Origin of the sequence: Serratia sp. SCBI (assembly GCF_000747565.1) — a bacterium.
Lineage (GTDB): Bacteria > Pseudomonadota > Gammaproteobacteria > Enterobacterales > Enterobacteriaceae > Serratia > Serratia ureilytica.
In genome coordinates this window covers 2,092,641-2,117,895 of the sequence record NZ_CP003424.1, presented here as the reverse complement: position 1 = coordinate 2,117,895, position 25,255 = coordinate 2,092,641, and the positions used below count along the sequence as shown (strand labels likewise).

The window sequence follows — 25,255 nt, the reverse complement described above, 5'->3', positions numbered from 1 at the left end:
ATCCTGATAACAAAATCTCTCCCGCCTCTTGTGACATCCCGATGAATGCGTTAGGTTGTTTTTAATTGTATATACAACCATGTGGGAGCTGCGGCTCCGGCGGAGGAAAGCAATGACGTCTGAGATTCACTGTGACAGCCTGTGGCACGGCGCCGATATCGTCACCATGCGCGACGGCAAATATCACACCCTGACCGACGGCGCGATCGCCGTACGCGACGGCAAGATCGTCTGGATTGGCGAACATGCGGCGTTGCCGCCCGGCCTGATCGCGGACGAAACGGTGAAATTCGACGGCGGCATCATCACCCCCGGCTTTGTTGACTGCCACACGCACCTGGTGTTCGGCGGCAATCGCAGCGGCGAATTCGAACAGCGGCTGAACGGCGTAAGCTACGCCGACATCGCCGCGCAGGGCGGCGGCATCATCTCCACCGTGAAAGCCACCCGCGAAGCCGACGAAGCGCTGCTGCTGGAACAGGCGCTGTTCCGCCTGCGTCCGCTGCTGGCGGAAGGCGTCACCTGCGTGGAAATCAAATCCGGCTACGGTCTCAGCCCGGAAAGCGAGCTGAAAATGCTGCGGGTGGCGCGCAAACTGGGCGAGCTGCTGCCGGTCGAGGTGAAAACCACCTGTCTGGCGGCCCATGCGCTGCCGCCGGAATACGCCAACCGCGCCGACGACTACATCAATCTGGTCTGCGATACCATCATCCCGCAGGCCGCCGCCGCCGGCCTGTCGGATGCGGTTGACGCCTTCTGCGAACATCTGGCGTTCTCACCGGCGCAGGTGGAGCGAGTCTTCGCCGCCGCCGAAGCCGCCGGTCTGCCGGTCAAACTGCACGCCGAACAGCTCTCCGCCCTTGGCGGCAGCACGCTGGCGGCGCGCCATCACGCGCTCTCCGCCGACCATCTCGAATACGCCACCGAACAAGATGCCCGCGCCATGGGCGACGCCGGCACCGTGGCGGTGCTGCTGCCCGGCGCCTACTACCTGCTGCGCGAAACCCAGTGCCCGCCGGTGGAGCTGTTCCGCAAGCACCATGTGGCGATGGCGATCGCCAGCGATGCCAACCCCGGCACCTCGCCGGCGCTGTCGCTGCGCCTGATGATCAACATGGCCTGCACGCTGTTCCGCCTGACGCCGGAAGAAGCGCTGGCGGGCGTTACGACCCACGCCGCCAAAGCGTTGGGGCTGCAACACAGCCACGGCACGCTGGAAACCGGCAAGGTGGCGGACTTCGTTCACTGGCCGCTGTCGCGGCCGGCGGAACTGGCTTATTGGTTGGGCGGCCAGCTGCCCTGTACGGTGATTTTCCGAGGAGAAGTACGTCAATGACCATTCGCGATCCTTTTAGCTTCCAGACCGGCAGCCTGCCGCTGCTGATCAGCATCCCGCACGCCGGCACGCAACTGACGCCGGCGGTCGAGGCCGGGTTGACCGACGACGCCCGCCCGCTGCCCGATACCGACTGGCACATTCCGCAGCTGTACGACTTCGCCCGGGCGATGGGCGCCAGCGTGCTGGTCGGCAACTATTCGCGCTTCGTCATCGATCTGAACCGCCCGGCGGACGACAAACCGCTGTACACCACCGCCACCACCGGTCTGTATCCCGACGTGCTGTTCGACGGCCGCCCAAGCTTCCTGCCGGGCAAAACGCCGACGGACACAGAACGCGCCGGCTATCTGCAGCAGATTTGGCAACCTTATCATCAGCAGCTGCAGGACGAGCTGGCGCGCCTCAAAGCGCGGCACGGCTATGCGTTGCTGTTCGACGCGCACTCCATCGCCTCGGTGATCCCGCGGCTGTTCGACGGCAAACTGCCGGATCTCAACCTCGGCACCAACGGCGGCGAAAGCTGCGCCCAGGCGCTGAGCGATCGGCTGGTCGCCTGCTGCGAGCAGCAACAGCAGTATACCCACGTGCTGAACGGCCGCTTCAAGGGCGGTTACATCACCCGCGCCTACGGTCAACCGCAGCAGCAACAGCATGCGATCCAGCTCGAGCTGGCGCAGGTCAACTACATGTCCGAACAGTATCCTTTCGCGTTCGAACCGCAGCGCGCCGCCTCGCTGCAGCGCCTGCTCAAGCAGATGGTTGAAAGCCTGTTGGACCGCGCCGCCAGGCTGAACTGATCCCCCTTTACAGGCGCCGCCGGGCGCCTGTTTTTCTCCTGCCTTTAACCGCAACGCCAGCGGCAATCTGCGCGCTATATCAAAGTTTCGCGTGATTCCCCGCTAACTGGTCCAAACAGCGCACAAAACAGCGGCCGACGAAAAACGCACTGCGCCACAATCAGCCCAAAAGCCCGTGTTCATCGTCAGCACCGGGCGGCCTGTGGCCAACTGGCCCGTTTCGAATATCTCTCTGGAGGCCCTATGTCTGTAACACCGTTAAACTGGCGCGCTGCCGGCGCCGTCGCCGAACAACTGCTGGCCGGCTGGCAACGGCGTGGCGAACCCGGCGGCGCCATCACCCTGTTTGACGCCGAACAACTCCGCGCCACCGCCTGCGCCGGCCTGGCCGATCTGGCGCAGAACACCCCCTTCACCGCCGACAGCGTGGTGCGCTACGCCTCAGTGACCAAGCATATCTTCGCCGCGCTGGCGCTGAACGCTACCGATCGCGCCGTTCGGCTGGAGCAACGCCTGGGTGAACTGCTCCCCGCCCTGCAGCCCGCGTTGGCGGACGTTACCGTCGGCCAGGCGCTGGACATGACCGGCGGCCTGCCTGACGTGCGCGAGACGCTCGGCCTGCTCGGCATCTCGCTGCATGCCGTCAGCGAGGCGCAGCCGGTGATGCAGTTTGTCGAGGGGCTGGAAAGGTTGAACTATGAGGCCGGCAGCGAGATCGCCTACAGCAATACCGGCTATCGGCTGCTGGAGGCCGCGCTGCGCAGCAAAGGGTATGATTTCGACCAGTTGGTGCAACGGCATATCGCCCAGCCGCTGCAGGTGCAGATGCGAGCGCCGGAAAGCTGGTTCGACGTGGTGCCGGGGTTGGTGCCGGGTTACTGGCGGGCGCCGCAGGGCTGGCAACACGCCAGCGCCGGCCTGCACCTTTCCGCCTCCGGCTGCCTGACCGGCAGCGTCAACGCCCTCACCCGCTGGCTGCAAACGCTGTTGGCCGACCAAGGCCCCGGCCAGGGCGTGCTGGCGCAGCTCAGCGCGCCGCGCCGCCTCAATCAGGGCCAACTCAGCGCCTATGGCCTGGGGCTGGCGCGCACGCCGCTGGGCCGCCGCAGCCTGCTGGGCCACGGCGGCTCCCATGCCGGTTACAAAACCTATTTCCTGCTGGCGCCCGACCGTCAGGCCGGCGTCGCGCTGGTGGCCAACCGCGAAGATTGCGACAGTTTCGGCATGGCCTTGCAGGTGATGGCGACGCTGCTGGGCGAACCGCTGCCGCAGCGCAGCGCGGCGATCCCCGACGGTCTCTACGCCACGCTGGCGGAGCCGCACTGGCTGGAGGTCAAAAACGGTAACCTGGCCTATCTGGGCAGCGATGAACCGCTGTATCAAGGGGAGGACGGGTACGCGGTGTCGTTATCCGCTCATATGCCCATCAGGCTGAAGTGGACCGGCGAAGCGGTAGAGGGCGAGGTTGGACACGTGGCGCGCCGTTTCCTGCCGGTCACGGCCAACGGCGACTGCCTGAAGCATGTGCAGGGGCTGTGGTACCACCCGCACTATCGCACCGCCTTTGAAATTCGCGGCAATCGGGTGCATATCGGCGTCGGCCCGGCGGCGCAGACCGGCACGCTCAGCCCGCTGGGCCAGGGACGCATGCTGGTGGAGTGCCAGGACGGCCCGTGGTTGAAACGCTTTTGCCTCTATTTCCGCGGTTACAACGTGGATCTCATCGCCAACCGCAGCCGGATGCTGACCTTCCGCCGCAGCACCGTCGGCCGCGACTGACGATCAGCGCGCGCTGTCGGCTTTGACCGCCAGCAGCGCATCCGCCAGCCGCCGCTTGTCGGCGGCGCTGAGATTCACCTGTTCCACCGACGCCATAAACGCCGCCCGATCCGCCGCGTCGAGCGGGCCGGCGCGCAGCCGCGCCGCCAAACGCTGCAGTATCCGGCTGCTCAATTGCCCGATCTGCACCCGCACCTGCGCCAGCGGGCGCGGCTGCCAATCGCTTTCCGGGCTCGCCAACCAGTCGGCGCGATAGCGGTACTGAATCGCCTTGGCGGCGTTCATCTGCGCGGTGATAAAAGGCCGTACCGACGCCGGCTCCAGCCCCAAACGCCCCGCTTCCGCCTGCGCGTTGGCCAACACCTTCGCCTCCTGCGCCAGATCTTCGATCGGCAAATGCTGCTGCGCCTTGTAACCGGCCACGTCTTTCATCAACGACAGCCGTTGGTTCACCAGCTCGCCGATAGCGGCGCCGCCGTCCGCCAACGCCGGAAAACTGGTCAGGCAACACGCTATCAATAACGCCCTGAACATGGCGCCTCCCTTATGATGCAGTGAAAAAGTCAGGCGCCAAGTTCACCACGTCAGCCCCGCGCCGGCAAATAAAAAAGGCCCCGCCGCAGCGAGGCCCGATGAGACCCAACCGGCGTTAGTCGAACACGCCGTTGATGACGGAAGCCACAATCGCGGTGCTGAGCGCGACCAGCACCAGATCGTCGCCGGCGATGCGCCATTCATAACCCGGATACTGCGGCAGTTCACGCAGCATCGAAGACGGCACCATTTTTTTGGCGATGCCCGGCGGCAGCGGTTTGCCGCGCGCCAGATTCTTGGCGATGCCCGGCGGCAACGAGCGGTAGCCGGTCAGCCCGTAGGTGTGCGCCAGCGAACGGGCGCGGTCGCGCGAGAGGCTGACGGAAACCAGATTGTCGTCGTTTCTATAGTCTCTATAGTCGCCTTTATCTTTGTTGCCGTGATTGCCGTTGTTGCCGTGATTGCCGCTGTTGCCATGCCCGTTGCCGTTACCATTGCCGCCTTTGTCGGCCATGGCCGGGGCGGATGACAACCCCAGCGATGCAATCAGTGCCAACACCGTGAGAGTCGTACGACGTTTGTTCATGTTGTGTATTCCTGCGTGGGGGACTCTGTTTACTATAGTTGGCCTTTTCCGGGCAAAGTATAAGGAAAACTCCGAGATGACAGTGCGGTTTTACGGCATTCGCGCCACTCTCTTGTTTTAACGCAAAACGCCTCGAGAATTCCGAAATCTACCCCCGATTTTTCTTGAAGAAAAATAAGCCTTCCGCTAGCGTGGGACGGTAACAAAAAAGAGTTAGCGTGCTCTTTTTCGTCGCACCTCAAATCTTATTCTTATCATCCAGAATGATAATATCGAACACTTCCCGCCTTTCCGTGCGGGATTCTTTTTCCCACCGGCGTCGCCCCTATTTGGTGCTTTATGTTGAGATTTCGTTGCCGATAATTTACATTCGCTGTCTGAGAAACCTTAACCTCCCGCGGTGGCCAGGCTGGCAACGGGTGGGCGTTCAGGAGCAAAAGACGTGCAAATGACCCTCATGGAATACATCACTCGGCACTTTAACGGCGATCTTCATCGTTACGCGCAGTCGGAAGGCGTCAGCCGTGAACAAATCATTAGTTGGATAAATAATGAATGTCACGTGATCAAAGGCAGGCTGTTTATGCCGGTGAGGCATCTCCCGGTAGAACAAGCCCAGTGATGACGAAAAAAAACCCCGCCAGGCGGGGTTTTCTGTTTCTGATAACACGGAAAATCAGAAGTTATAGCCGACCACGAGGTAGTAACCCCAACCGGTAGACTTGATCGGGCCCTGCGGCGTGCCGATCTCCGCGCCATCCTGCCACTGGCCGCCGTTATGGAAGTAACGCGCCACGAAAGAATAATGCCAGTGATCGTAGTTCAGCGCCAAAATATGGCTGGAGGCGATCGAGTTGCCGGTGCGCACCTGTTTGCCGGTGCCGTCAACCCAGTGGCTGTCCTTGCCCAGATCGGAACCGAAATCGAAGTTGGTAAAGCCGATGTAGCTCAGATTGCCGCCCCACACCTGGGTCAGCGGCACGAAGTATTTCACCTTGAAGCGGTAACCGTCCCAGCTGTTCTCGTTGGCGGCCTGGTAGTTTTCCCACTGGTATTTGGCATAGATGTTCATCGACAGGCTCATCGGCAGGCCGGTGTCGATATCGGTACCCAGACCCATGTACCAGGTGTTCTGACGTCCGTCGGCGTTGTGGCCCAGATCATAAATGTAGTTGTTGGCGAAATACCACTCTTTGAACGGGCCGAAGCTCAGATCGGTGCCGGTCAGTTTGTCGATGGAGAAGCGCGGTTCAATCTCCATAAACAGCGGAGAACCTTTGTTCCAGATGCCGCGATCCGGGGTGTTGCCCACGCCGAAGAACTTTGGCACGTCAACGTAGCCGTAGAAATCGAACCAGTCTTTCTTGGCGAAGGCTTCGTATTCGAGATACACGTCGTTATTCAGCTGCGGCCCGAAACGGGTGTGGTAGCTGCCCACCACGTTAACGCTCTGGTGCCACCAGTCGGAGACATATTGACTGTCTTTGCTATCAGCCATTGATGATGCACTGTAAGACGCTGCGAGCAGTACACCTGCTGCGAGAGCTATTTTTTTCATTTTATTACCACATGCTTAAAAGGCCATTTCCTGCCCGTTTAGAAAAGATGACAATGAGTCTGCCGACACCTGGCGTTGTCTTCACACAGAAACTCGGATGACGCGCGCATTATAGAAACCACTGACTGTAAGAATCTGTGATCCAGTTACGCATTTCGCGAATAGGTAATCGATTGCGTTCACATTTGTCAAATTATGTTTCATGCAAATTCACATTCGCTGTGATTTTTGTCATGTGTCGCGTTTTTTAGCGCATTTTTTAAGCCAAATGACATCAGGGCGTCATCACGAGGTGGAAAAGAAAAAGCCGACGCGCAAGCGTCGGCCTTCATCAGCATCAGGAGAAAGTGCGGAACGTGAAATCAGCTTACCGCCGGCACCGCTTTGGCGATGTTTTCCTGGCGGAACGCCACCTCTTCACCGTTTTTGACCTCCCAGCTGGCGACCGGAATATCGGTTTTGGGCGCCGCCGCGACGACCGAACCGTAAATCAGCTTGTCATCGCGGCGCAAAATATAAACATCGAGCTGATATTCATGCCGCAAATTCGCCGTGGTCAGGCGCACGGTATCGCCGCGCTCATAATGATGCCCGTCGATTTCAGGCTGCTGAATAAATTGAATGTCACTTCTCATTGTCGTCGTTCCTTCAGGCAACATGGCTAGTTAAATTCTAGTTCAACATTGCGGCGATGGCGGATATTTTCCGTTAATTTCCGCGAGTTGCCCGCCAACATATCAGCGAACCCAGGGTAACCATCGCCACGCCCTGCCAGAAATTGACGGTCAGCGAGGTGTGCAGCACCAGCGCGGCGAACACCGCCGACAGCACCGGGGTAAAATAGGAGACGGTCGCCAGCAGCGTCATGTTGCCGTGCAGAATGCCGACGTTCCAGGCGGCATATCCCGCCCCCATCGCCACCCCGGCGCACAGCAGCGTCACGGTCACGCCGACGCTGAACTGCATGCCGCTTTCCGCGCTGAAGGCGTACTTCAGCCACAGCGCCAGCGCGGTCAGCGCGATAAACAGCACCACGCCGTTGCTGCCCTGGGCGATCTTCTTGGTCAGGTTGCAATACAGCGCCCAGATCACCGCGCCGCTGAACGCCAGCGTATAGCTGAGCGGATTGCTGCGCACGTTGGCCAGCATCTGCGCCGGTGACCAGCCGCCCTCGCCGCTCATGATCCAGCCGATGCCGAACAGCGACAGCAACAGCCCCGGCAGCAGCCACCATTTCGCCTTTTGGCCGTTGAGCGCCAGCGCCATCAGCACGGTGAAACAGGGCCACAGGTAGTTGATCATGCCCACTTCTATCGCCTGCAGGCGGGTATTGGCGTAGCCGAGCGACAGCGACAGGCAGATCTCGTAGCTGACGAACAGCAGGCTGCCGACGATCAGGTAAGGCCGCGGAAAGCTGCGCCATTTCGGCACGCCGAGCGCCACCAGCAAGAACGCCGCGCTGACGCTGTAGATCATCGCCGCGCCGCCGACAGGCCCCAGCCCTTCGCTGACGCTTCTGATCAGGCCGACGACGCTGCTCCACAGCACGATGGCCAACAAACCGAACAGCGTGGCGCGGGTACGCGAGGGCAAAGCGGGCATAAGGCAGGTCCAATAGGTTATTTTTTATCAGGTTTTTCACTCTACTGCCGCACGCGCCAAAAAGAAAGGCGGGAAACTCCCGCCTGTGAATTTATTGCTGCGGTTGCCGCTCCAGCTGCGGCGGCGGCTGGCGAAAACGCCGGGTCAGCCAGGCCAAGTAGCCGAAGCCCAGCGTCGCCCAGATCAATCCCATGGTCAGCGAGCTCTTCTCCAGATTCAGCCACAGCACGCCCACCGTCAGCGCCCCCACCAACGGCAGGAACAGGAAGTTGAAACGATCCTTCCAGCTTTTGTTGCGCCCTTCGCGAATAAAGAAGTGGCTGATCACCGACAGGTTAACGAAGGTAAAGGCCACCAGCGCGCCAAAGTTGATCAGCGCCGTGGCGGTCACCAGATCGAACGACAGCGCCGACAACGCCACCAGCCCAACCATCAGCACGTTCAGCGCCGGCGTGCGCCATTTGGGATGGATATAGCCGAAGAATTTCTCCGGGAACACGTTGTCGCGCCCCATCACGTACAGCAAGCGCGACACGCTGGCGTGCGACGCCAGGCCGGAGGCCAGCGTATTGATAAAGGTCACGCACAGGAAGATCGACTGGAACAGTTTGCCGCCGACGTACAGCGCAATCTCCGGCAGCGCGGCGTCGGGCTGGTGAAAACGTTGAATGGACGGGAAAAACAGCTGAATGAAGAACGACACACTGATAAAGATCACCCCGCCGTACAGCGCGGTCAGGAAGATGGCGCGCGGGATCACCTTGGCGGCGTCGGGCGTCTCTTCACACAGCGTGGTGACTGCGTCAAAGCCGAGGAACGAGAAGCACAGGATAGTCGCGCCGGTAATGATCGGCAGCAGATGCGCATTCTCGCTGAGGAACGGCCGCAGGCTCCACACCGTGCCCATCCCCTCGCCGTTGTGCAGGCCGCGCACCACCAGATAGATGAACACCAAAATGATCGCCACCTGCGCCAGTACGAACAGGGTATTGAAGTTGGCCACCAGATTGACGCTTTTCAGGTTGATGGCGGTGATCAGAATCACGAAGCCCACCACCCATACCCAGGGCGGCACCTCCGGGAACAGCGCGGTCAGGTAGATCTTGGCCAGCAGCGTGTTGATCATCGGCAAGAACAGATAGTCCAGCAGCGACGACCACCCCACCAGGAAACCGACGTGCGGGTTGATCGCCTTCTGCGCATAGGTATAGGCAGAGCCGGCGGTGGGAAACTGGCGCACCAGTTTGCCGTAGCTGATGGCGGTGAACAGCACGCCGGCCAGCGCCAGCAGGTAGGAGGTCGGCACATGGCCGTCGGTGAGGCCGGAGACGATGCCGAAGGTGTCAAACACCGTCATCGGCGTCAGATAGGCCAGGCCCATCATCACCACTTGCCACAGCTTGAGGGATTTGCGCAGCTGCGGTTTGCCCGCCTGGCCGCCGTCGATGGCTTTAGTCGTCATGGCATTTCCCCTTTTGGTCCTCTGCTGTCAACCGTGCAACGTCATTCAGAGAGGCCGCGGGGAAACTGCTGCTCAGGCGGCGGGAAAAACGGGTTGGGATCGCTGTCGGGCGGCCGGCGACCGGCCCGTCGGCACTGCGGCACAGGCAAACGTCTGCGCAGGGAGATGACTGAGTCATGGTTATTTCCTCGTCGGCGTCCTGTACGCCGTGATAGAAGAAATTCTGTACCGCAGCGCGCAGCCTCGCCGGCCACAGGAGAGCCGATGAAATGCGCCGGACGCGCGCGGTAATCGCAGGGTGAGCGGGATCAGGCGTTTTTCAGCATCCACTCGATCTCGGTTTCGGTGATCAGGCGCTCGAACTGCACCAGCTCATCGGTTTTGCAGGCCAGATAGACGTGGCTGAAGCGTTCGCCCAACAATGCATTGAGCACCGGCTGATGTTCGAACTCGTACAGCGCGTCGCTCTGGCGGATCGGGAACGGCAGCCCGTCCTGCTCCAGCCCGTTGCCGGTCACCGGCTCAGGCAGCGGCAATGCGGTTTCCAGGCCGTAGACGATGCCGGCCAGAATGGTCGCCATCACCAGATACGGGTTGGCGTCGGCGCCCGCCACGCGATACTCCACCCGGTGGTTATCGCGATCGCCGCAGGGAATGCGTAGCGCCACGGTGCGGTTGTTATGCCCCCAGGAGGCCTGGGTCGGCACATACATGCCGGGCTGGAAGCGGCGGTAGGCGTTGACGTTCGGCGCCAGCAGCGCCATCGAGGACGGCATCAGGGCGATCATGCCCGCCAGCGCCTGTTTCAGCAGCGCCGAATCTTCGCCGTCGTCATCGGCGAACACGTTGTCGCCTTGCGCATTCAGCATGCTGATGTGCACGTGCATGCCGCTGCCGGCGTGCTCTTCATACGGCTTGGCCATAAAGGTCGCCTGCATATTGTGGTTCTCGGCCACCATGCGCACCAAGCGCTTCAGCGCCAGCGCATGGTCGCAGGCCTGCAGCACATCATCGGTATGGTGCAGGTTGACCTCGAACTGCCCCGGCGACGCCTCCGCCACCGCGCCGTCCGCCGGAATGCCCTGCAAGCGCGCCAGTTCGTCGATCTCGCTCAGCACGTCGGCGAAATGATTCAGGTTATCGACGGAGTACACCTGGCTTTGGGTGTTGCGCTCCTGAGTCCCCGGTGCGCACGGCGGCTGCAGATACCCCTCCGCATCGCGTTGACGATCGATGAGATAGAACTCCAACTCTACCGCTACCACGGGGGAGAGCCCGCGCTGACGCAAACGCTGCCACACTCGGTTCAGCACATTGCGCGGTTCAACGTCAAAGGGAGTGCCATCTTCATCCAACATGGTGAGCAGCACCTGCGCGATATATTGCGGATCCGCCGCCGACGGCGTCAGCGTGCCCGGTACCGGCACGCACACGTGATCCGGCTCGCCCAGCTCCTGCCCCAACCCGGCTTCTTCCACCACGTTGCCGAGAATATCCATCGCAAATACCGACGCCGGGAAGTAACAGCCTTTCTCCAGCTTATTCAGACCGCCGACCGGGATGCGTTTGCCGCGGAAGCTGCCGTTCAGATCGGTCAACAGGACGTCGACATGTTGGGTTAACGGATAACGTTCCAGGTACTTCTTCACTTCGCGCTGGAACGCGCTACTTCGTCTCTCTTCACTGTGCTGAACAAAGTTTTCCACTTCTACGATGTTGGTCTGCATGGTTCACCCGCCGTTTGTGTTTTGCTGTCGTCGATGTTTATTGACCGTCTTGTTCAATATAATGCCCACAATTGAAACGTAGATGAAACAAATTTGTTTTGCAAGTGTTACTTTTGGTTTGAATATTGGCCAATCGACTGCTAGATTTATAGAATATTGAACGAAATCGGCGGTGGAGAAGCTTATCGTTCATAATTTCGAACGTACCAAGGGGATAGCATGGACAATATATTTAACAGACCAGTCATCGGCGTCGTCATGTGCAGGTATAGGTTAAACGGGCACCTTACGCAGACCTTGCAAGAAAAGTACCTGAATGCCGTTATCACCGCCGGCGGTTTACCGATCGCCCTGCCGCACGCGCTGGCGGAGCCTGAGATGCTGGCGGAACTGTTGCCGCGCCTCGACGGCATTCTGTTGCCCGGCAGCCCCAGTAATGTGCAGCCGCACCTTTATGGTGAAAACGGCGATGAGCCTGACGCCGATCCTGGCCGAGACGCGTTGAGCCTGGCGCTGATCCGCCAGGCATTCGACAGGCGCATTCCCCTTTTCGCCATTTGCCGCGGCATGCAGGAAATGGTGGTCGCCACTCAAGGCACCCTGCATCGCCGCCTGTACGAACTGCCCGAGCTGCTGGAGCATCGTGAAGATCACGACCTGCCGCTGGAACAGCAATACGCCCCCGCCCACGAGGTCATCGTTCAGGAAGGGGGGCTGCTTTCGCAACTGATACCGGATTGCAACAGATTCTGGGTGAACTCGCTGCACGGCCAGGGCGCCAAAACCCTGGGCGCGAGCGTTCGCATCGAGGCGCACGCCGCCGACGGGCTGGTGGAGGCGATCAGCGTGCGCGATCAGCCTTTCGCGCTCGGCGTGCAGTGGCACCCGGAGTGGAACAGCGACGAGTACGCCCTGTCGCGCCTGTTGTTTGATGGTTTCATTACCGCCTGTCGGAACTATCAAAAGGAAAAACGCCCATGAGCGACGTCAGCTTGGCACCGGGAAAACGTCTGTCGCAGATCCGTCAACAATTGGGGTTGTCGCAGCGCCGGGTCGCCGAACTGTCTGGGTTAACCCACAGCGCCATCAGTACTATCGAGCAAGACAAGGTCAGCCCGGCCATCAGCACGCTGCAAAAGCTGCTGACGGTATACGGTCTGTCGCTGTCGGCGTTTTTCGCCGAACCGGAAAAACCGGCTGAGCCGCAGATCGTGATAGACAGCGACGACCTGATCGAGATCGGCAGCCAGGGCGTATCGATGAAGCTGATCCATAACGGCGATCCGAATCGCACGCTGGCAATGATGATCGAGACCTACGAACCGGGCACCACCACCGGCGAGCGCATCAAACACCAAGGGGAAGAGATCGGCACGCTGCTGGAAGGCGAAGTGGTGCTGCAGGTCAACGGCCAGAGCTATCACCTGCAGGCCGGGCAGAGCTACGCCATCAATACCGGCATTCCCCACAGTTTCAGCAACACGTCGGCGCGCATTTGCCGGATTATCAGCGCCCATACGCCGACGACATTCTGATCAACGGAGCCAGGCATGAACTTTCACCATTTGCAGTATTGGCAACAACGGGCGCAGGCCCTGAAGATTGAGCACCAGTTGTTTATCGACGGCCGCTACCAGCCGGCCGCCGCGGGGAAACGTTTCGCCGTCGAAGATCCCGCCGGTCGCCGTGAGCTGGCGCAGGTCGCGCGCGGCGAAGCCGCCGACATCGATCGGGCGGTCAGCGCGGCGCGCGCCGCCTTTGAACGCGGCGACTGGGCCCAGGCCGCGCCGGCGCAGCGCAAAGCCACGCTGCTGCGCTTCGCCGAGCTGATGGAACAGCATCACGAAGAGCTGGCGCTGCTGGAAACGCTGGACACCGGCAAACCGATTCGTCACAGCCTGCGCGACGACGTGCCGGGCGCTATCCGCTGCATCCGCTGGTACGCCGAAGCGATCGATAAGGTGTACGGCGAAATCGCCCCTACCGGTCGTGAGGCGCTGGCGCTGATCGAACGCGAGCCGATCGGCGTGGTCGGCGCCATCGTGCCCTGGAACTTCCCGTTGCTGCTGGCCTGCTGGAAGCTCGGCCCGGCGCTGGCCGCCGGCAACAGCGTGGTGCTCAAACCCTCCGAAAAGTCACCGCTGAGCGCCATCCTGCTCGGCAAACTGGCGCAACAGGCCGGGCTGCCGGACGGCGTGCTGAACGTGGTGCCCGGCTACGGCCACGACGCCGGCAAGGCGCTGGCGCTGCACCGCGACGTCGACGCCCTCACCTTTACCGGCTCTACGCTGGTGGCGAAACAGCTGATGATTTACGCCGGCGAATCGAACATGAAGCGCGTCTGGCTGGAGGCCGGCGGCAAAAGCGCCAACATCGTCTTCGCCGACTGCCCGGATCTGGATCAGGCCGCCCGCAGCGCCGCCGCCGGCATCTTCTACAATCAGGGGCAGGTGTGCATCGCCGGCACTCGCCTGCTGGTCGAAGCGAGCATTGAGCAAGCGTTCCTGCAGGCGCTGCGCAAACACGCGGCGGCTTTCGTGCCCAGCGATCCGCTCGATCCCGACACGGTGATGGGCACGCTCATCGACAGCGGCCACTGCGAGAAAGTGGCCGGCTATATCGATCGGGGGCTGAGCCAGGGCGCCGCGCTGTTCCTCGACGGGCGCGACCATCCGCAGGGCGACCACGCCGGCTATCTGGGGCCGACCATCCTCACCCAGGTGGACAATGCCATGAGCGTGGCGCGCGATGAAATCTTCGGCCCGGTGCTGGCGGTGACGGCGTTCGACGACGAGCAACAGGCGCTGCAGCTGGCCAACGACAGCGACTACGGCCTCGGTGCCGCGGTCTGGACCCGCGATCTGGCGCGCGCGCACCGCATGGCGCGCCAACTGAAGGCCGGTACGGTTTTCGTCAACAACTACAACGACGGCGACATGACCGTGCCGTTCGGCGGTTACAAGCAAAGCGGCAACGGCCGCGACAAATCGCTGCATGCGCTGGACAAATTCACCGAATTGAAAACCACCTGGATCTCGCTGGAATAAGGGCTTACATCATGACTGAACACGTAAAAAGCTATTATGCGGCCACGGCCAACGCACATCAGCCCTATCCGCAACTGAATGAATCGATCGAATGCGACGTCTGCGTGATCGGCGGCGGCTATACCGGCCTCTCCTCCGCGCTGTTCCTGGTGGAAGCCGGTTACGACGTGGTGGTGTTGGAAGCGGCGCGCATCGGTTTCGGCGCCAGCGGCCGCAACGGCGGCCAGTTGGTCAACTCTTACAGCCGCGACATTGATGTGATTGAAGAGCGTTACGGCGCGGAAAGCGCCCGCCTGCTCGGCAGCATGATGTTCGAAGGCGCGGAGATCATTCGCAGCCGCATCAGCCGCTACGCCATCGACTGCGACTACCGCCCCGGCGGCATCTTCGCCGCCCTGAACAACAAGCAGTTCCATGCGCTGATCGAGCAAAAACGCAACTGGGAGCGCTACGGCAATACCCAGCTTGAGCTGCTCGACGCGGACCGGGTGCGCCAGGAGATCGCCAGCGATCGTTACGTCGGCGCGCTGCTCGATCACAGCGGCGGCCACATCCATCCGCTCAATCTGGCGCTGGGCGAGGCCGAGGCGATTCGCCTGCAGGGCGGGCGCATCTTCGAGCAATCGGCGGTGACGAACATTCGCCACGGCGAACCGGCGCTCATCAGCACCGCCAATGGCCAGGTGAAGGCGCGCTTCGTCATCGTCGCCGGCAACGCCTATCTGGGCGATAAGCTGGAGCCGCGGCTGGCCAAGCGCAGCATGCCGTGCGGTACCCAGGTGGTGACCACCGAACCGCTGGCGCCGGAGATAGCGCAGGCGCTGATCCCGCAGAATTACTGCGTGGAGGACTGCAACTACCTGCTGGATTACTACCGCATCACCGCCGATCATCGTCTGCTTTACGGCGGCGGCGTGGTGTACGGCGCGCGCGATCCGGACGACATCGATAACCTGATCCGGCCGAAGCTGCTGAAGACCTTCCCGCAGTTGAAAGGGGTGCGTATCGACTATCGCTGGACCGGCAACTTCCTGCTGACGCTGTCGCGCATGCCGCAGTTCGGTCGGCTGGAGAATAACGTGTACTACATGCAGGGCTACAGCGGCCACGGCGTAACCTGCACCCATCTGGCGGGCAAGCTGATCGCCGAGCTGATGCGCGGCGACGCCGAACGCTTCGACGCCTTCGCCAAGCTGCCGCACCTGCCGTTCTTCGGCGGACGCAATCTGCAGATCCCGTTCACCGCCATCGGCGCGGCCTACTACACGCTGCGCGATCGCATCGGCGTCTAAAACAACAGGCCCGGTCATAATGGCCGGGCCTGCGCATTAACGCTTAGACGATCTTCGGTTGGCCGTCCGAGGCGGTCGCCCCGCCATCGACCGGGATGTTGGCGCCATTGATAAAGCTGGCGTCGTCGCTGGCCAGAAACGCCATCACCGCCGCCACTTCTTCCGGCTCCGCCGCACGCCCCAGCGCGATGCGCTCATTGAACTTGTCGCGGATCTCCTGCGGCCAGCCGTTGGTCATGTTGGTTTTGACCAGGCTCGGGCAGACCGAGTTGATGCGCACGCCGTCACCGCCATGATCCAGCGCCATGGCGCGCGTCAGGTTAACCACCGCGCCTTTCGCCGCGCAGTAATAGGCCGCGCCCCAGTCACCGCCCAGGCCGGACACCGATGCGGTATTGACGATGCAGCCTTTGGTTTTCAGCAAGTGCGGCAAGGCGAATTTGGAACAGAACACCACGCCGTCGATATCGACCCCGGCGATGCGACGCCAGTCGTCGATGCTGGTTTCCAGCACGCTGCCCGCCACGTGTACGCCGGCATTGTTCAGCAGGACGTCGATGCGGCCCAGTTTTTCCGCCACCTCGTTCATCATTTTTTCAACCGCCACGTGATCGGAAACGTCGATATGCACCGCCATCGCGCGGCCCTTCGGCAGCGAAGCGGCGACCTTGTCTACCGCTTCCTTGGCCCAGTCGGCCAGCACCACAATGGCACCCTCGGCGGAGAAACGCCGCGCCGCCGCTTCCCCCATGCCATTGCCCGCACCGGTGATAACCACGACTTTATTGTCAAAACGCATGAGACCTCCTCCATGTAAACGCATTTATATAAGTCATACAAATCTCATTGCCCCGAGGATAAGACGCAGGCTCCCTGAGAGCCAGTCAAAACGTGCGGTTTATTAACCAAAAGGAGGTATGCGAGTCATTTCAATGCGCTGGGTTAATCTTTATCGGATTTTGGCCAACATATTGATGGAGATAATAAAATTGCGGCCAGTCACTATTTTCCTGGCGGATTGTCAGCAAGCGGGATTATTGCAGATCGACGGTTATGGCCGCTCAGAGATAAGCGATGCGAATGAAAAAAGCAGCCGCCCGCCGGCGGCCGCGACTATTTTTCTCGATGGGGATCACCAGCAGATCGACGTTCAACTCATTGATCGCCTGACGCGCCGAAGAAACCAGCCGGCTCCAGACATCGTGGTGATGGCCGAAGATCACCAGATCGAACCCTTTTTCCTTCGCCACCCGATTCAGCTCTTCCGTCAATGCGCCACGGCTGACGATCACCTCTTCCACCGGATAGGAAGAATGCCCTTTGATCGCATTGAGCATATTCTTCACCCGCTCCGAAAACGTGCGATCGGTGTAGTTGTAATCTCCCACGCCCAGATCGACATAATAACCGGCGCGGTGAATATCGATATAAATCAGTGAAAGTTTGGCCTGGAGCGCGGCGGCCAACCTGGCGCCCTTGCCCAACAGGAACTCGGCGTCTTCGCTGAGATCCGTGGCGACAACGATATGCTGATAAGCCATGACGGCGGCCCTCCGCGTCAAACCCATGAACAGGATGGCGTTCCTTGCCGCATGTTTCTCATGCACCTTAAGTTTAGCCCAGCGCCGGCCCCCGCGCCTGCTGCAGTGTCGTTCCATTTATGGAACGATGCATCCCGGCTTTAGGCTCTACCGGATTTCTCTCCTCTCCCTACACTGTAGGCAAGTGCTGAGTTTCAGCCTTATCAATCAAAGAAGATACCCACTGACCTCACGACGAAAAAAGGAAGACACCATGAGCACTCCAGCCAACTTCAACGGCCAGCGTCCTGTTATTGATGCTAATGACGCGGTCATGCTCCTGATCGACCACCAGAGCGGTCTGTTTCAGACCGTCGCCGATATGCCGATGACCGAACTGCGCGCTCGCGCCGCCGCCCTCGCCAGCATCGCCACCCTCAGCAAACTGCCGGTGATCACCACCGCCTCGGTGCCGCAGGGCCCCAACGGCCCGCTGATCCCGGAAATTCACCAGAATGCGCCGCACGCGCAATACGTCGCCCGTAAAGGGGAAATCAACGCCTGGGACAACCCGGACTTCGTGGCGGCGGTCAAAGCCACCGGCCGCAAAACCCTGATCATCGCCGGCACCATCACCAGCGTCTGCATGGCCTTTCCGTCCATCAGCGCGGTGGCCGAAGGCTATAAGGTCTTCGCGGTAATCGACGCCTCCGGCACCTACTCGAAAATGGCGCAGGAAATTACCCTGGCGCGCGTGGTACAGGCGGGCGTGGTGCCGATCGACACCGCCGGCGTCGCCTCCGAGCTGCAGGGCAGCTGGAATCGCGCCGACGCTCAGCAGTGGGCCGAAGTCTACACCAAAATCTTCCCGGCCTATCAGCTGCTGATCGAGAGCTACCTCAAGGCGCAGGACGTGGTGAAAAATAACGAACTGCTGGACTCGCAGCGTTAAGATCGCGGGTATAAAAAACCCCGGCCAAGGCCGGGGCTATTAATCGTGTGCCGGTGACTTTCCCGGCTGTCATGTTATGGCGTAAGCGTCCATCCCACACTCCAACATTACGCAGCCTAAGCGCGACTTTTTCACAACAGAAAAATAGACTGAAACGCGGCGTTATTAATTCTGCGGCAATCTGTTTTTCTGTTGCCAATAATCATTAATTATTGGAACGTCATCGAGGAATCGAACCCCAGTCCGCCAACGAATAATTTCGCTGCCGCTCTTCCTGCTGAGCTAATGACGTATCGAGAAAGACTCCGGGCGAACCCGGAGTTTATTCAGGCTGAGGATTTCATTGCTTAACTGCTCCGGCTTAAACCATCATCGCTGTCGTAAGAAATTGCACCTCGGCCAAAAATTATAACGCGACCACGTTGCCGGCAGAAGGCCCCTTCATGCCATTTTCGATAGTGAACTCAACCTGTTGGCCTTCGTCCAGCGTTTTGAAATCGTTGCTCTGGATAGCGGAGAAGTGTACGAACACATCTTTGCCGCCGTCTGCCGGGGTGATAAAGCCAAAGCCTTTACCTGCATCAAACCATTTTACCAAACCAGTCATTTTATTGGACATAGAGATATTTCCTTTATATTTTTGCGACGCCATAGGGCGATAGAGGTCTGTTTTTATTGGAAACTTATGGGGCACTAGAGAAGAGAATTCGCGGAAGAAGAGGTATCTGAGGGATATCGCTAATACTGAGAACTGCTTTACTAAAACTGCTTTCATAAGGTCTGTACTACAAACCGATGACGCTATTTACACACAGCTAAATTATTTAAGCAAGATATATTTTAAATTATATTCATCTGCCTCATAAATTTATTACCGCAAAGCACCGCCTACATCTGCCGCCAGCTCAGGGTTTTCGGCGCGGCGTTCGGGGTGAAAAATAACGAACGATTGGACTCGCCGCGCCGGGGCCGATCATGAACGCGCAAACAGCCGCCGATTCCGCGTTCTGCTCTTCCCTTCACGCGAAACTACTCCCTGCTATAACACTGAAGAAAACCGCTTAATCGTCATGAAAGAGAAATAAAAGCTTAATAAATCAATCTGTTCTCGACACTGGCGCATTATCGTTGTTAGGATAATTATTTTACTTTACAGGAAATGACCTCAAGGATGGCTATGATGGGCAAAAGAACACTGATGCTGACGGCGCTGACGCTCAGTTTGGCGGGCTGCCAGCCGGCACCGCCAAGCTATGTGGAAAACGCGAACGCCTTGATAGCCAAACAAATCAGCGCGATTGGCCCGCAAGCGGCGCAGTGCAAATTTGCCCAAGACGGCGATTATTGGATTTCGGCTTGCTCATTGGGCAACGCGCGCCACGCGCCGGTATTCGCCTTGTTCGAGCAGGAAGGCGTCATGCAGGCTAACGACAATCTGGCGATCGCCGTCGTGCCGCTCAACGAGCAAGCTCGGCACTTTGTGCGCGATCCGCGTTTCACTATCCCGGTAATGCAACGCCGCATTCCCGTGGACGCGGATCAAGCGTTCAATCGCTTATTTGCCCAACCATCGCGCTAACCCTCCCCTTCAGCCGATGATTGCGATCCCCAGCCGCTCCAGCAGTTGAGCGGCCTGGTGACTGTCCATTTTAACGCCCTGCAGATCGGTGGTGCGCAAATCCAACTCGCCCAGTTCCGCGTTGCTCAGATCGCACTGGGTGACATCGGCGGCGCGCCAGTCAAAACCGGAGAATTCGCCGCCGGACAGATCGGAGCCGCTGAAGCTGGCGCCGAGCACCTGCGCGCCGTGCCAACGGTTTTCCCACAGCTCGCATTTCTCCAACACCACTTTGGCAAAATTGGCGTAGCTCAGGTTGCTCTTGGTGATATAGGCGCTGCAAAACCAGGTGCGGCTGGTGATCATATTCATAAAGCTGGCGCCGCGAAAATCTGCTCCCTGCGCGCGACATTCGCGGATCTCCAACCCCAATGCGTCAACGTGGCGGAAATCGGCCATCGATAAATCGCAGCTTCTAAAACTCGCGTCTTTCAGGATCGCGCGGCTGAAGTTACCGCCCTGTCGGCTCTCGCGATCGTAAAATTGACAGCCGATAAATTCGGTGCCGGTCAGATCGGCGCCCGAAAAATCACACAGCATAAAGCTGCCGTTTTCAATTTTTTCGCCGGTAAAGCGGTTACGCGCGATCTTCTCACCCTTCAGCGCCAGGCTCATTGTAACACCCCTGTTTATTTATACAGTCAGTGCGGCATTTAATCCTATTCCGGCGCGGTTGGCAACCGCCGTCGAGCAAAGGCGCGAGAGCGGAATATGAACGAGCACCTGATGATGGCTTGAGCCGCTGGCGTCGTAAAAGACCGCAGTAATCGGCGCAAAAAAAAAACCGCCCGATACGGGCGGTTGACGTGACGGCGAACCGTTACTTCAGGGCTTCCTGAATAGCGTCGGCCATCGGGCCGATGTGCTTCTCCGCCGCCTTCAGCTGGAAATCCACGCCGTTGCCATCGTTGGTGTCTGACAGCGTAGCCTTGATAAGCTCCAGTGCCGCCTGCACCGCCACCAGCCGCTTGTGCTGTTCGTCCGTGACCGGTTCGGCGCCCATGTTTGCCGGATAGTAATGCTCTAACATCGCGATCTCCTTTTGATGACGTTAAACCTTAACCTACCAGAAAACCGCGCATTTATTAAGGAAACCGCGCCCGGCGCGGCCGAATGGCGATAAATTGCACTATACTGGGCAAACCCGCCCTCCTGCCACAGGATCACCGCCATGTCATTCCAGGGAAGCTGCCACTGCGGCGCCGTCACCTTCTCCGTAGACGCCGAACTGCCGACCGAAGCCCTCAGCTGCAACTGCTCGATCTGCCGCCGCAAGGGGCTGTTGCTGTCGTTCTTTCCCCTCGCGGCCTTCACGCTGCGCAGCGGTGAAGATCAACTCAGCGCCTATACCTTCAATCAGCACCGGATCCGCCATCAGTTCTGCCGAGTCTGCGGAGCCCAGCCCTTCGTCTACGGCACCGCGCCGGACGGCGCCGCGATGTGCGCCGTTAACCTGCGCTGCGTGCCTGACGTCGCGCTGGATGCGTTACAGATCCACCGCTACGACGGGGCCAGCGTCTGAGCGAATCGCTCGCTCAGTCGAAGGCGACCCAGCCGGCGTCGGTTTCGGCGGATTGCACGCAGCGCGCCACCCACTTCACGCCCAGCGCGCCGGCCTGCACGTCCGGGTACCAGAAGTCGGCCAGGAAGGCTGCGTCGCGCCGATCGGTGGCGTCCATCGCCAGCGCGAAGCGGCGGTAGAGATTCGACCAGGCTTCAAACAGCCCCTCCGCATGGCCGCCGCCGATGCGATCGTCCGCCAGCGCCGACGCGGCGAGATACGGCATGCCGCGCTCCAGGATCCGCACCGGCTCGCCCTGCACTTCGAAGCGCAGCTGATTGGGTTGTTCATCCCACCACTCCAGGCTGGCCTTTTCACCGACAATGCGCACCTTTTGGCCATGCATCGAACCGCAGTTGACCGCCGAAGCCCACACGGAGCCGATGGCGCCGTTGTGATACTCCATCAGCACATAGGCGTTGTCCTCCAACGGCGCGCGCGACGGCACAAAGCTTTGTCGACTGCAGAGCAGCCGCCGGATCTTCAGCTGCGGCGCCATGGTTTCCGCCAGGAACAGCGTGTGGGTCGCCAGATCGCCCAGCACATAGCTGGGGCCGACAAAGCGCGGATCGACCCGCCAGCGAGTGCTGGGATTATCCTGCTCCACCGGCGCGGCGTGAAAGCCGTGGGCGAACTGCATATTCACCAGCCGAATTTCCCCCAGCCGGCCATCGGCAATCATCTGCCGGGCCTGCAAAATCATCTGGTGCCCGGCATAGCCGTAGGTCACGCCGATGACTTTGCGCTGCCGCTCGCACAGCGCCGCCAGCGCCTGCGCCTCTTCGACGCTGAAACACAGCGGCTTCTCGCATACCACGTGCAATCCCGCCTCCAGCGCCGCCCGGCAAATGGCGTAATGGGTGTTGTTCGGCGTGGCGATCGAGACCGCTTCGATGCCCTCCGCCCGCGCGGCTTCGGCGCGGAACATTTCGGCATAATCCGCATAACAGCGCTCCGCCGCCACGCCCAGACTCCGGCCAAAATCACGCCCGCGTTCGGCGTCAATGTCGAACGCGCCGGCCAACAGAGTAAACGCACCGTCGCGCAAGGCCGCCGAACGATGGATGTAACCGATCTGGCTGGTGCCGCCGCCGCCGACCATGCCCCAGCGCAACGATCTCGCCAAAGGTTTGCTGCCGTTGATCATCGTGTTTCTCCTGATTAAAAGCCGAGGCCGCGCAAGTAGCGCAAGCTGGCGGTGACGTCCTGCAGGCTGCCCTGCACATTGCGCGGATCGCGCTCCTGCTCGATAGTGATCCAGCCCCGGTATCCGCGCTCGGCCAACAGCGCGCGCAGCTGCGGATAATCGATCGTCCCGCTGCCCAACGGGCACATGACGCCCTCGGCGCAGGCGGTGAAGAAATCGACGCCGCGCGCCAGCACCTCGCGGAACACCTGCGGATCGACGTCTTTGAAGTGCAGATAATCAAGACGCTCAAAGTGCTTGCTCAGCCAGGCAGCCGGGTCCAGCCCGGCGTAATACAGATGGCCGGTATCCAGGCACAATCCGGCGGTGTGATGCGGAATGTCCGCCGCCAACCGGTCGATTTCGTCGGCGAACTCGATGCAGCCGCCGGCGTGCGGATGCACCACCGGCCGCACACCGTATTCCCGCCAGGCCAGTTCGCTGATGCGCGTAATGTGCCCAATCATCCTCTGCCACTCTGCCTGCGACAAACGCGGCGCTAAATCTGAACGCCCGGCGAACCTGGCGCGTTGCGGATTGCCGAAATCGATAATCACCAAGAACGGCGGCGCTGCGCGATCGCCCTCGGTCGGCTCCGCCCTGGGCGCCCGCGAGAGGTTGCGGCATATCCGATGAGTCAGGGCCAGCAGGCGCTCAATGTTCGCCTCGCTGACCAGATCGTCAAAAATCGTGCCGGCCACCAGCGACAGGCGATGCTGCTCCAGCGCGGCACACAGCGCCTCGCTCTGCGTCGGCAGATAGCCCCACGGCCCCAGCTCGATGCTGCGGTAGCCGGCCGCCGACGCTTCTTGCAGAACCGTGGCATAGGGCGGCAAATGGGGGTTGTTAGGATCATCCACGCCCCAACTGCAGGGCGCATTGGCGATAGGCAAAGTCATGGCGACGGCTCCTTTTTTGCGGGGAATGCCGGCAGTATCAAACAAAAATTCCAAAACCATCAATAATGAAAATTTTATTTTTTGATAGAGATCGCGCTATTTTTGATAAATTATTTGATAGTTTTTAATCAAATTCAGGCGGCACCTGGCTGCGCCCTGACCTCGGCAACCACCACTCAGCGGCCGTCAGAGGTTTTCTTTGGTGATCACATCGAAGCGATTAATGATGTGGCGTAATCCCGGTTGTTCATCGGCGGCGAGTAACGTCTCGACGATCGTGGCGGCCAATTCGGGAATGCGGTGGCACAGCAGCAGATCCACCGTGCCGTCGAGCAGCGCCATTTCACCGCCCTGCACCGGGCCGTGGCACACCAGCGTGATGTCGCGCTGCCGGCCGCTCTCTCGCAACGCCTGAATAATGCCCTCCACACCGCCGCTCGGCGCGTAAAGCGCCGCCAGTTCCGGGTGGTTCGCCAGCAGTTCACGCGTGACCCGGCGCGCCGTTTCCGCGTCCTCAAGGCTGCGCACCGGTTCCAGCACACGCTGGCCGCTCATCTGCTCACGCAGGTAGGAGCGAAAACCGATCTCGCAGGCTTCCTGGCAAGTAAAACGGTTGTCGCCGATGATCACGCCGACGTCGCCCTGACGCCGGCACAGACGATCCACCGCCCAGCCGGCGGTGCGACCCGCTTTTTGATTATCCAGACCGATGTAGCCGGCGCGGCTGGGCACCGATAAATCCGACAGCAGCGCGAAAACGTTGATGCCCGCCTGGGCGGCTTCTTCTACGGCATAGTGGATCAGGGGGTGATCCAGCGTCAGCACGCCGATCGCTTCCACCTGGCGGCTCAATTGGCTAATGGCGGCGGCGGTGTCGCCGATGGCATTGAGAGAGTGGAAGATGAACTGCGGCGGCTGACCCGGCTCATGATACGGCGCCGCTTGCGCCATCAGTTCATCAGCCAGTTGCGCATAGAAAGAGTGTTCGCGTCGCAGCAGGATGAACCCCATTCTCAGGCGGCGCTCCGGCCTGCCCAGCACCGCCGACAGGCAGTGGGACTTCTCCAACGCGAACCCCAACTTTTTCGCCGCCTCAATCACCCGGCGCTGGGTGGCGGGCCGCACCGACGCGCGTTGGTTGATCACCCGATCGACGGTGGCGATGCCGACCCGCGCCTCTCTGGCGATGGCCGCCATGGTGGTTTTCTTGCCGCTCATGTTCATCTCCATCAACGATTTGATGGAAAAATATCATAGCCGTTGCCGCCCCTGATGTGACGCCGTTCGCGATTAACGGTAGACGGAGAACTTCTTGGTGAGCGGCTTAAGCTGTTCAGTGTCGCCGTAGAGCGCTACCGCTACGAAGTCCAACTGCTCGTAGGGGGTATTGGCGGTGTCGGCGATCTGCTGCTCGGCGGAATGCGACAGCATGGTGGTGGTGAAGAAGTTGGACAGCACGCCCTCCTCCTTGCATTTGAGGATCAGGTTGCTGAGCTGGCTGCTGTTCTTGGCCTGCAGGATGACGATCGGGTAGTGGCTCATATTGGCGCTGACGCCGTCGAGGCTGCTCGGGTAGTGGTGAAACTCGCGCTGCTCGATAAGATCGGTGATGCCCGCCGTCAGATGGCAGGAGGCGTTAAACAGCGTGGCCGGTTCGTGGTTGCGGTTGAGGATGATGTAGAATTTTTTCTCGTTGTCGCTGTACATACTCTTCTCCTTGAATAGACAACCCTTTTTACCCAAGCCAAGGGCGGTTTTCAAGGCGAGATAAGGGCCGCGTCCAGCCCCGTGATAAC

The 25,255-nt window shown here is 60.3% G+C and carries 27 protein-coding genes and 1 pseudogene; 11 read left to right on the top strand and 17 right to left on the bottom strand.

Annotation, left to right across the window (positions count from 1 at the left end; translation table 11 throughout):
• Positions 1–112 precede the first annotated feature (112 nt).
• The 3 genes from hutI (at position 113) to SERRSCBI_RS09920 (ending at position 3,915) form a co-directional block, all read left to right on the top strand.
• Positions 113–1,336, top strand: a complete 1,224-nt coding sequence (gene hutI, locus SERRSCBI_RS09930; protein ID WP_042784309.1) for an imidazolonepropionase — start codon at positions 113–115, stop codon at positions 1,334–1,336.
• Positions 1,333–2,136, top strand: a complete 804-nt coding sequence (gene hutG, locus SERRSCBI_RS09925) for an N-formylglutamate deformylase (protein WP_042784308.1) — start codon at positions 1,333–1,335, stop codon at positions 2,134–2,136. The genes hutI and hutG overlap by 4 nt, the downstream gene beginning before the upstream one ends.
• A 243-nt stretch (positions 2,137–2,379) precedes the next feature.
• The gene (locus SERRSCBI_RS09920; RefSeq protein ID WP_033652094.1) at positions 2,380–3,915 is read left to right on the top strand and encodes a serine hydrolase; all 1,536 of its coding nucleotides are present in this window, start codon (positions 2,380–2,382) and stop codon (positions 3,913–3,915) included.
• A gap of 3 nt (positions 3,916–3,918) precedes the next feature.
• On the opposite strand, the gene SERRSCBI_RS09915 is transcribed toward SERRSCBI_RS09920, so the two are convergent.
• Together SERRSCBI_RS09915 and SERRSCBI_RS09910 are read right to left on the bottom strand one after the other, a co-directional pair.
• Positions 3,919–4,449 carry a chorismate mutase gene (locus SERRSCBI_RS09915; RefSeq protein ID WP_042784307.1) on the bottom strand — a complete coding sequence of 177 codons (531 nt, stop codon included), beginning with the start codon at positions 4,447–4,449 and terminating at the stop codon, positions 3,919–3,921.
• A 115-nt stretch (positions 4,450–4,564) separates the two neighbouring features.
• The gene (locus SERRSCBI_RS09910; protein WP_042784306.1) at positions 4,565–5,035 is read right to left on the bottom strand and encodes an anti-virulence regulator CigR family protein; all 471 of its coding nucleotides are present in this window, start codon (positions 5,033–5,035) and stop codon (positions 4,565–4,567) included.
• A gap of 442 nt (positions 5,036–5,477) precedes the next feature.
• Here SERRSCBI_RS09910 and SERRSCBI_RS09905 point away from each other — a divergent pair, with 442 nt between their 5' ends.
• Positions 5,478–5,657 (top strand): hypothetical protein, encoded by a 180-nt coding sequence (locus SERRSCBI_RS09905; RefSeq protein WP_033642811.1) that lies wholly within the window; start codon positions 5,478–5,480, stop codon positions 5,655–5,657.
• 54 nt (positions 5,658–5,711) lie between these two features.
• Here the strand turns inward: SERRSCBI_RS09905 and SERRSCBI_RS09900 are convergent, their stop codons facing one another.
• The 5 genes from SERRSCBI_RS09900 to SERRSCBI_RS09880 form a co-directional block, all read right to left on the bottom strand.
• Positions 5,712–6,593: a nucleoside-specific channel-forming protein Tsx gene (locus SERRSCBI_RS09900; RefSeq protein ID WP_033652091.1), complete on the bottom strand. Its 882-nt coding sequence runs from the start codon at positions 6,591–6,593 to the stop codon at positions 5,712–5,714.
• A gap of 362 nt (positions 6,594–6,955) precedes the next feature.
• Positions 6,956–7,228 carry a hypothetical protein gene (locus SERRSCBI_RS09895; protein ID WP_042784304.1) on the bottom strand — a complete coding sequence of 91 codons (273 nt, stop codon included), beginning with the start codon at positions 7,226–7,228 and terminating at the stop codon, positions 6,956–6,958.
• A 73-nt stretch (positions 7,229–7,301) separates the two neighbouring features.
• Complete coding sequence (gene yddG, locus SERRSCBI_RS09890) at positions 7,302–8,195, bottom strand: aromatic amino acid DMT transporter YddG (protein WP_042784303.1); 894 nt, start codon at positions 8,193–8,195, stop codon at positions 7,302–7,304.
• A gap of 91 nt (positions 8,196–8,286) precedes the next feature.
• Entirely contained in the window at positions 8,287–9,657 is a 1,371-nt protein-coding gene (locus SERRSCBI_RS09885; RefSeq protein WP_033642803.1) for an APC family permease, read from the bottom strand.
• A gap of 308 nt (positions 9,658–9,965) precedes the next feature.
• The gene (locus tag SERRSCBI_RS09880) at positions 9,966–11,384 is read right to left on the bottom strand and encodes a glutamine synthetase family protein (RefSeq protein WP_015377637.1); all 1,419 of its coding nucleotides are present in this window, start codon (positions 11,382–11,384) and stop codon (positions 9,966–9,968) included.
• Positions 11,385–11,603: 219 nt separating this feature from the next.
• Here SERRSCBI_RS09880 and puuD point away from each other — a divergent pair, with 219 nt between their 5' ends.
• The 4 genes from puuD to SERRSCBI_RS09860 are packed head-to-tail and all read left to right on the top strand — an operon-like array spanning position 11,604 to position 15,723.
• A complete protein-coding gene (gene puuD, locus SERRSCBI_RS09875) occupies positions 11,604–12,365 on the top strand; it encodes a gamma-glutamyl-gamma-aminobutyrate hydrolase (protein WP_025302552.1) in 762 nt (253 codons plus the stop codon).
• The gene (puuR, locus tag SERRSCBI_RS09870) at positions 12,362–12,919 is read left to right on the top strand and encodes an HTH-type transcriptional regulator PuuR (protein ID WP_033642801.1); all 558 of its coding nucleotides are present in this window, start codon (positions 12,362–12,364) and stop codon (positions 12,917–12,919) included. Before puuD ends, puuR begins: the two co-directional genes overlap by 4 nt.
• Positions 12,920–12,934: 15 nt before the next feature.
• Positions 12,935–14,431, top strand: a complete 1,497-nt coding sequence (gene puuC, locus SERRSCBI_RS09865) for an aldehyde dehydrogenase PuuC (RefSeq protein ID WP_042784301.1) — start codon at positions 12,935–12,937, stop codon at positions 14,429–14,431.
• Between the two features lie 11 nt (positions 14,432–14,442).
• Positions 14,443–15,723, top strand: coding sequence for an FAD-binding oxidoreductase (locus SERRSCBI_RS09860; protein ID WP_016928043.1), 1,281 nt, complete (start codon positions 14,443–14,445; stop codon positions 15,721–15,723).
• Positions 15,724–15,766: 43 nt separating this feature from the next.
• On the opposite strand, the gene SERRSCBI_RS09855 is transcribed toward SERRSCBI_RS09860, so the two are convergent.
• Together SERRSCBI_RS09855 and SERRSCBI_RS09850 are read right to left on the bottom strand one after the other, a co-directional pair.
• A complete protein-coding gene (locus SERRSCBI_RS09855) occupies positions 15,767–16,522 on the bottom strand; it encodes an SDR family NAD(P)-dependent oxidoreductase (protein ID WP_016928044.1) in 756 nt (251 codons plus the stop codon).
• A gap of 262 nt (positions 16,523–16,784) precedes the next feature.
• Complete coding sequence (locus tag SERRSCBI_RS09850) at positions 16,785–17,264, bottom strand: universal stress protein (RefSeq protein ID WP_049866676.1); 480 nt, start codon at positions 17,262–17,264, stop codon at positions 16,785–16,787.
• A 253-nt stretch (positions 17,265–17,517) separates the two neighbouring features.
• Here SERRSCBI_RS09850 and SERRSCBI_RS09845 point away from each other — a divergent pair, with 253 nt between their 5' ends.
• The gene (locus SERRSCBI_RS09845; protein ID WP_016928046.1) at positions 17,518–18,195 is read left to right on the top strand and encodes an isochorismatase family protein; all 678 of its coding nucleotides are present in this window, start codon (positions 17,518–17,520) and stop codon (positions 18,193–18,195) included.
• A 213-nt stretch (positions 18,196–18,408) separates the two neighbouring features.
• On the opposite strand, the pseudogene SERRSCBI_RS09840 reads toward SERRSCBI_RS09845, so the two are convergent.
• Positions 18,409–18,487: pseudogene (locus tag SERRSCBI_RS09840) on the bottom strand.
• Positions 18,488–18,601: 114 nt separating this feature from the next.
• Positions 18,602–18,814, bottom strand: coding sequence for an RNA chaperone/antiterminator CspA (gene cspA / locus SERRSCBI_RS09835; RefSeq protein WP_004941268.1), 213 nt, complete (start codon positions 18,812–18,814; stop codon positions 18,602–18,604).
• Between the two features lie 561 nt (positions 18,815–19,375).
• Between cspA and SERRSCBI_RS09830 the strand changes: the two genes are divergently transcribed.
• On the top strand, positions 19,376–19,774 hold the full coding sequence (locus SERRSCBI_RS09830; protein ID WP_084587960.1) for a hypothetical protein: 399 nt from the start codon (positions 19,376–19,378) through the stop codon (positions 19,772–19,774).
• 9 nt (positions 19,775–19,783) lie between these two features.
• Here SERRSCBI_RS09830 and SERRSCBI_RS09825 read toward each other — a convergent pair whose 3' ends face one another.
• On the bottom strand, positions 19,784–20,428 hold the full coding sequence (locus SERRSCBI_RS09825) for a Qnr family pentapeptide repeat protein (protein ID WP_033642796.1): 645 nt from the start codon (positions 20,426–20,428) through the stop codon (positions 19,784–19,786).
• Positions 20,429–20,633: 205 nt separating this feature from the next.
• Entirely contained in the window at positions 20,634–20,843 is a 210-nt protein-coding gene (locus SERRSCBI_RS09820) for a hypothetical protein (protein ID WP_004941260.1), read from the bottom strand.
• Positions 20,844–20,984: 141 nt separating this feature from the next.
• Between SERRSCBI_RS09820 and SERRSCBI_RS09815 the strand changes: the two genes are divergently transcribed.
• On the top strand, positions 20,985–21,335 hold the full coding sequence (locus SERRSCBI_RS09815; protein ID WP_042784300.1) for a GFA family protein: 351 nt from the start codon (positions 20,985–20,987) through the stop codon (positions 21,333–21,335).
• A gap of 13 nt (positions 21,336–21,348) precedes the next feature.
• Here SERRSCBI_RS09815 and SERRSCBI_RS09810 read toward each other — a convergent pair whose 3' ends face one another.
• The 4 genes from SERRSCBI_RS09810 to SERRSCBI_RS09795 form a co-directional block, all read right to left on the bottom strand.
• Positions 21,349–22,521: a Gfo/Idh/MocA family protein gene (locus tag SERRSCBI_RS09810; RefSeq protein ID WP_042784298.1), complete on the bottom strand. Its 1,173-nt coding sequence runs from the start codon at positions 22,519–22,521 to the stop codon at positions 21,349–21,351.
• 14 nt (positions 22,522–22,535) lie between these two features.
• Positions 22,536–23,459, bottom strand: a complete 924-nt coding sequence (locus SERRSCBI_RS09805) for a TIM barrel protein (protein WP_042784297.1) — start codon at positions 23,457–23,459, stop codon at positions 22,536–22,538.
• A 186-nt stretch (positions 23,460–23,645) separates the two neighbouring features.
• On the bottom strand, positions 23,646–24,677 hold the full coding sequence (locus tag SERRSCBI_RS09800) for a LacI family DNA-binding transcriptional regulator (RefSeq protein ID WP_042784296.1): 1,032 nt from the start codon (positions 24,675–24,677) through the stop codon (positions 23,646–23,648).
• 72 nt (positions 24,678–24,749) lie between these two features.
• Positions 24,750–25,166, bottom strand: coding sequence for a DUF2000 domain-containing protein (locus SERRSCBI_RS09795; protein ID WP_004941246.1), 417 nt, complete (start codon positions 25,164–25,166; stop codon positions 24,750–24,752).
• Positions 25,167–25,255 lie beyond the last annotated feature (89 nt).